This window comes from Gilliamella sp. N-G2, assembly GCF_002142215.1.
Taxonomy (GTDB): domain Bacteria; phylum Pseudomonadota; class Gammaproteobacteria; order Enterobacterales; family Orbaceae; genus Gilliamella.
The window spans coordinates 1-3494 of record NZ_NAST01000054.1; the positions used below are offsets into that span (position 1 = coordinate 1).

Below are 3494 nucleotides of genomic sequence, written 5' to 3' on the forward strand. Positions count from 1 at the left end.
TTTCTTCATCTGTTAATATGCCTTTTCTTTCTTTGTATTCTAAACCTTTTTTGGTTTGATGCTCATCTGAGTTTAAATAATTATTCTCAACCGCATTTTTACTGCTACTAATAGCCGCACTGGCATCACCAAAATTACCACCGCCGGCGGCTACCGCAAGGCCGGAGGCTAGTTGAGATAGTGCGCTGATGGTTTGTTTTTCTTCTTCGGTTAAATCTTTGACTTCTTTGCCATACAGTTGTTTGCGGATGATATCTGCTGCAACTTCACCGGCCACTGCACCGGCTCCACCGGCAAGTCCTGAGTTGCCTTGTAGTTCAGCGACTACTGCACCAAGTATTGCATGAGAGATTAAGTTACCGGCAAGGTTATCAGTGACCCATTCACCATCCTTGTCTAGGTGCCCAGTGTGCAGTTTTATCTGTTCAGCTAGCCATGGTGCACTGGCGCCAGCTAAGCCGCCGGTCATATCGCCGGTGATAATGCCGGTAATAATTGATACAGCTGAGTCAACGCCTTTACTAAAGTCATTGCCCATGGTACCAATATTGTTACCTTTTTGCTTATTTGCTTCTAACTGTGTATCAACAGCCGCGTAATACCAATAATCCTGATTATCCGTATAAAATTCTTCAAAAGAAATTTTTGCCTTGTCTTCATCGCTTAAATCATTATATTGTTTCAATGCTTCTGCTTTGGATAGAAGTTCCTTATTGTTTTCGATATCTTTTTGTGCCTGTATTCGGTCATACTTTTGTGTGATGCTTTTTGCTTGTTGGGCGATATCTTTTATTAGCTCAACGGTTTCTATTTTATCCAGCTCTTTTTGCTTATCAAAAATCTGTTTTAATGGATTATTGGCACTTTCGGTATCCCGACTTAAATCAGCAATATTTTGTTGTTGTTCATCTTGATTACGGATGATTAATTGACCTTGCTCTACCGCGGATTTGGTAGTGCTCGATGCTGAATCACTGTTTTGGTAAGCTGTCGGAATGCCCGGACCGACGGTACCGCCACTGACCGATACATGCGTAACGTTAAAGTCGGCTTTGTTTTCGATATCACTAAAGCTTATTGTGCCGGTATCGAGCCTGTTTTTGCTGGTATCGTCTGCTTCAGAGGCAATCACCGCACCTTTTAAGTCAGTGTTATTGCCCACCGTGATATCATATCCACCTTTGCCGGCAACATCCCTAATTGGTAATTATATTTTTTAGATAATGGTTATTTTGAGTTGTTTTATTGAAGTGTATTTGTAAAGATAAATGGAAAGATGCCAATTTGATGGTGCATCTTTCCATATGAACATTTTAAATTTTTCAATTTAAGTTGATAAAACTGCTTTATATTTTATAACAAGCTAAATTATCAAGTTCTGAAAAACTTAATTATAATTTTATTCACAGATGATTTCATAAAGTGTATCTGGTGGGGCTTGATATTTTGCAAAATCAGCATGAATAATGTCTCGCATTTCAGCGAACTTTATTTTTTTTATGGTTTCTATTTGATCGCATTCATTTATAGAAACTACCATTTTTGATGCATGGGTAATTTTAATCATGTCAATCAATGTATTAATGAGTATATCTAAGCGTTCCTTAGGATCTGGAGGAAAAGCAATATCAGTATCCGGAGCATATTCACAATAATCTATTAAGTAAGTAGCATTAGGATAACCGGGAACATCGCCGATTAAAAAAGTAAATATACTATCATTGGGAATTAAATAGTTGGGATAATTAATCAACCAATCTTTAGAGATTTTTTCTATTCCCAATTGACTATTTTTTATATAGTTAGATAAGTTATTTAGTTTATTCTCACTTAATATTGGTTCTATATAACCACAAACAAAACTAGACATATTAACTCTCCTTTTTAGTATTATTTATCTAAAATCCAATCACCAATAGGCTTACCATCTTTATCAATTCTTCTATAATAGTCTTTATCTTTATATATGTTACCATTGTAATTCTTATATGTCCGTTTATGTTCATGAGATACAACCCGTCCATCTGAACCTATTCTCATTTCTCCGTGAGGATTGAGTTGACCATAATCTTCTCTTGAAAACCAATTACCTTTTTCATCATAATAAGTAATACTTCTAGAGCCATCTGCCCTTGATACCTCATAAATGGAATTTGGTGTTGATGTTTGAGGTGCTTTACCTGATGATACAATTATATGGTCAGTAACAGGTTTATTGGTTGCTGGATTAATAATTGGAGTTGACGACGTATTTTCTGTTTGTCTGCTAGCATTTACCTCTCGTTCTTTATTAACATGCTCTCTAAAGTTAGAAGATTCTCGAGCTTTTCCACTAGCATCAACATTAGCCTCGACATTACCTTTAACCTTATTGGTATTTGGTTGCGTAAAATTTACTCCTTCATACAAACCAGCCAATGAAGATACAATTCCATGTGCAGCCATAACATATTTATACTGTTGAGCAACATCTTTTACATCTCTACCTGTCTCTTTTGCAATTGCTTCAATTGAAATTAAATGAATAATGCTGTTGGGATCTAAACCGACTAATGCTTCGTTAAGATTTTTTGAGTCTTCTCTATATAAATCAGCATTTGTTAAACTTCTAGCAACCTCTTTTTCATATTCATTCTGCATTTCCCATGCTTCTTGCAGCAATCCTTTACAAGCTGAGCTTGAGATGTTACCCAATGAACAATTATCCTGTAAAATTTGATCTCGTTCTTTATCTAGTTTATTGAGATTTTCTAATTCTTTCTTTTCATCTTCTGTTAATTCCTCACCTAGATAGTTTGGCTTTATCCAAGTCAAATAAGCTTTTCGCTTAGCTTCATTTACACTCAAATAATTATTCTCAACCGCATTTTTACTACTATTAATAGCAGCGCCAGCATCACCAACACTACCACCACCGGCAGCTACTGCCAGACCTGCTGCTAATTGCGATAGTGCACTGATGGTTTGTTTTTCTTCTTCGGTTAAATCTTTGACTTCTTTGCCATACAGTTGTTTGCGGATGATATCTGCTGCAACTTCACCAACCACTGCACCCGCTCCACCAGATAATGCTGAGTTGCCTTGTAGCTCAGCCACTACCGCACCAAGTATTGCATGAGCAACTAACCTCGCGGTTTCGTTATCACCGGCTTGTATCTTTATCTGCTCAGCTAGCCATGGTGCACTGGCGCCAGCAAGACCGCCGGTCATATCACCGGTGATAATGCCGGTAATAATTGATACAGCAGAGTCAACGCCTTTACTAAAGTCATTGCCCATTTTGCCATCTTGTGAGTCTTTACCGGCATCTTTATGAATAGTGCGTTCGAGCTCTTTAACCTGTTCGCCTAACTCTTTTAAGCTAGTAACAATGTTTAGTCTGGTCTGCTCATCCTCTTTATTAAAGATTGGTTTGAGTTTGCTATGGGCATTTTCGGTATCATGACTGAGTTCATTAATATCTTGTGTTTGTTTATATTTGGTATGTATAATAA

The 3494-nt window shown here is 37.2% G+C and carries 3 protein-coding genes; all 3 read right to left on the reverse strand.

What is annotated here, in order from left to right; genetic code table 11:
* Nucleotides 1–1162: VENN motif pre-toxin domain-containing protein (locus tag B6C99_RS12785; protein ID WP_173795348.1), on the reverse strand; the 1162-nt coding region annotated here is incomplete at its 3' end.
* Nucleotides 1163–1399: 237 nt separating this feature from the next.
* A complete protein-coding gene (locus tag B6C99_RS12790) occupies nt 1400–1870 on the reverse strand; it encodes a hypothetical protein (RefSeq protein WP_086360176.1) in 471 nt (156 codons plus the stop codon).
* Between the two features lie 20 nt (nt 1871–1890).
* The coding region (locus tag B6C99_RS12795) for a VENN motif pre-toxin domain-containing protein (protein WP_173795349.1) at nt 1891–3494 on the reverse strand (1604 nt) is incomplete at its 5' end.

Bases quoted from the DNA above. Each gene is read 5' to 3' on its own strand.
- B6C99_RS12790 (WP_086360176.1), bottom strand. From the start codon at position 1,870: ATGTCTAGTTTTGTTTGTGGTTATATAGAACCAATATTAAGTGAGAAT.